The 3,093-nt window shown below is 32.8% G+C and carries 3 protein-coding genes; all 3 read left to right on the top strand.

Going from position 1 to position 3,093, the window contains the following annotated elements; translation table 11 throughout:
- Window positions 1-79 precede the first annotated feature (79 nt).
- Window positions 80-1,768 carry a T9SS type A sorting domain-containing protein gene (locus HNS40_RS21960; protein WP_172284859.1) on the top strand — a complete coding sequence of 563 codons (1,689 nt, stop codon included), beginning with the start codon at window positions 80-82 and terminating at the stop codon, window positions 1,766-1,768.
- 51 nt (window positions 1,769-1,819) lie between these two features.
- A complete protein-coding gene (locus HNS40_RS21955) occupies window positions 1,820-2,299 on the top strand; it encodes a hypothetical protein (RefSeq protein WP_172284858.1) in 480 nt (159 codons plus the stop codon).
- Window positions 2,300-2,633: 334 nt separating this feature from the next.
- Window positions 2,634-3,093, top strand: a 460-nt coding sequence (locus tag HNS40_RS21950) for a hypothetical protein (protein WP_172284857.1), incomplete at its 3' end; no start/stop codon positions are given.

Below are 3,093 nucleotides of genomic sequence, written 5' to 3'. Positions count from 1 at the left end.
TTCTTTAGATTTAACAGAAGGAATCATCGCCAATCAATTTTAGATAAAATCATTCAGAGATGCGTAGAGCATAAACCGATTGCTTACGCTTCGATTAAATTACACGAGACTTAAATGGGTAACCCTATTAAACAATATCGGGTGTATAGAATACGAGAGTATTATAAATGATATTTCAGTAGGAGTATTTGGTTTTGATATTAATGAATTTGTATCTAATGAAATGGATAGAGGTGACTTTTCAGCTGCCTTACAAATGTCATCAAATTATGTGCATCAAAATTTTTGGCGACAAGGCTTCTTGAATAACTTAGATGATGTTGGAGCTTATCCAAAGGATTGTAGAAATATTGCTGTTTCCATGGGTACAAATGTTAAAAGCCAAGGATACGATCCCGGCACAACGCTTTTGGATTATAGAAATGGTAAAACATTAGTCGATTGGACGCTTCCCTTACCATGGGGTTTAGGAGGCTTTGATTTTGATTGGACGCCTATAGAGGTAAACAATACTGTAAATGCTATGCCTGGTAAAAATGATGAAACATTTAATACAGCCTTGCAAATTCAACCTTTTGTCAATTCAAGCATATATGGGCCCTCTTTTTCGCGATATCATACCGAACATGATCCATTGGTTGCTCCTAGTAATTGTAATATGGATAATGCTCCAGGCGCATATTATAAATTACCGATAGGAGGACTGTCAGAGTGGCTAGATGGATATATTATAATTCCTATTCATTTATCCCATACAGTTTGTATACCAACAATATTTTTTGGAGACATATGTTGGACTACATCTGTTTCTTGGGATAAAGAAATTCCAAGATCAGATATATTTGGTTCTTTAACTAATGACACTGGTGAAGACGATCCTGTATTTTGTTTTGTACCAACCGTAAGTGCATTGGCATTAAATAATACCGATTGGTTTGCTGATTTATCAGACATAGGAAAATATCCTCACAACGAAACGCTCACACCATTTGATGCAATTTGTATGAGTAATGATAATTATATCCATGCTTGGATGCCGCCAGATCCTGACGTGAATGATTTTTTAGTTGGAGAATTGCATCCGGATCATCTATATATTCAAAATCGGATATTAGATGAGGGCTATACTAATGTGTTTGAGGCTCAAAACATAACTATTGGCGAAGATGTAGATACTGAGATCAATAGGACATTAGTAGGTGATGTATTGGTAGATGCTACTACCAGAATAGATTACCGCGTACCAACAGATGGAGTTATTATAATTGAAGAAGGTAGCGATATTGCAGGACATCAGATATTGTATTTAGATCCCGATTACAATAGGCCTGTAGGCAAAAAATCAATTATTATTGAAGATAATAATGATGTTGTTGAGATGCAAGAGGATATTGAACAAGAAGAAATAGTGGTCAACAAAAAGCCAGAAATTTCTAATTTTGTAATGACAGAATCTTTAACAATAACTGATATCATACCCAATTCCGCCGCGATTTCAAAAGAACCAAATGAAAGAAATGTGGAACAAAATATAGGTTTAAAAGTTTTTCCAAATCCGGCTAAGAATCAGATCAGAGTGAGTTTTGTACATGGCAATATATCTGAACACCTACTTGTTATAAGAGATGTGTTTGGTAATACAATTATTGAAAAACCAAATTTTTATTCTGGTTCTAGTATTAATGTTTCGAATTTACCTAAAGGAGTTTATGTTACCGAGGTTTTTATTAGCGGTAACAAATATCAGGAGAAATTTCTGATTTTGTAAAATAGATTTAACTTAAAATATAGAATAATGATATTAAAAAAACAGTCTTTGATGAAAACAACTATTTATTATCTAGCAATTATTCTTTTTGTATTTACATCCTGTAAAGAAGATAAGACAGAAATTATTGAACCAACTCCCGATTACGATGCGCTACTATGTAAAGAATGGAAAATTGAGAAAGATTTAAAAAATGGCGAAAATATCATGAATTACGAGGAGCAATACTTCACTTATGATACTTCTAATGTACTGTATGTTAGAATAGTTATTGATGAGGCTATTACTATGCATTACGATTGCATGTGGAAGTGGAAGGACAATTATAGTAATCTACATTTGTATACGCCATATGATACTAAAAATAAATTAGGGGAGATTGTAAGGGATAGTATTGATGAGCCTTTACACATGATTTGGTCAGATATGTATGAAGTAATTGAAATCACATCAGATGTTTTAGTGATAGAAAGAATGAAAGATGAGGATGTTTTTAGGTTGGAATTAAAACCATCTGTTCAGAATGATTAAGTGATTACTCCAAATTTATTAGGTTTTAAATAGCAATTAGGATTCTGTATAAACAGTAAAATACCTTGAGAGACGCTTTGTTGTTGGGTTTTTTACAAGATATGTAGAGTTGGATTCTTTGCTTATAAAGTATAATACAGAATATCAGTCATATATAAAAGTGTTATAGTTTTAGGTGAATGTTGTAATACAAATTAGGCATATAAATTAAATGAGAGATCTATTTTTTAAAAGTGCTATATAAAAAGTTTAGTGTTTTATGAAAACTAGGTTTTATAAAAGAGTATGATGTTGTACTCAATACTGTATTTATCTATATTTAAAAATATCTATTATGAAAAAAATCCTATTCTTAGGTGTATTCCTTTTATCTTCTGTTTCTTTCATTTTTGCACAAGATGCAAATGGTGATAATAACCCAATTGGGAACTCTGCTACCGGAACAGCTATCGGTAACTATACAGAATCCCAATCTTTATATTCTATGGCTGCTGGGTTTTATTCAAAAGCTATGAGTAATGGTAGTTTTGCATTGGGTAATCATGTTCATGCAACCGCAGCTAATTCCTGGATTATTGGAAGTGGATATTTGAAAGGACTTCGATGGGTAGAGTATACCAACCCCAATTCCAATTCGTTGATGATTGGTTTTAATATGTTGAATACACCCTCCTTTTTTGTAGAACCTTTTGATATGGATGGCTCAGGAGGAGGTTTTGTAGGTATTCATACTGATACACCAACTTCCACATTAGATGTAAATGGAACCTTAACAACGAAAGGATTGCGTGTGG

It is taken from the genome of Lentimicrobium sp. S6 (assembly GCF_013166635.1).
Classification (GTDB): domain Bacteria; phylum Bacteroidota; class Bacteroidia; order Bacteroidales; family UBA12170; genus UBA12170.
This window is presented reverse-complemented; position numbering and strand designations above follow the sequence as displayed.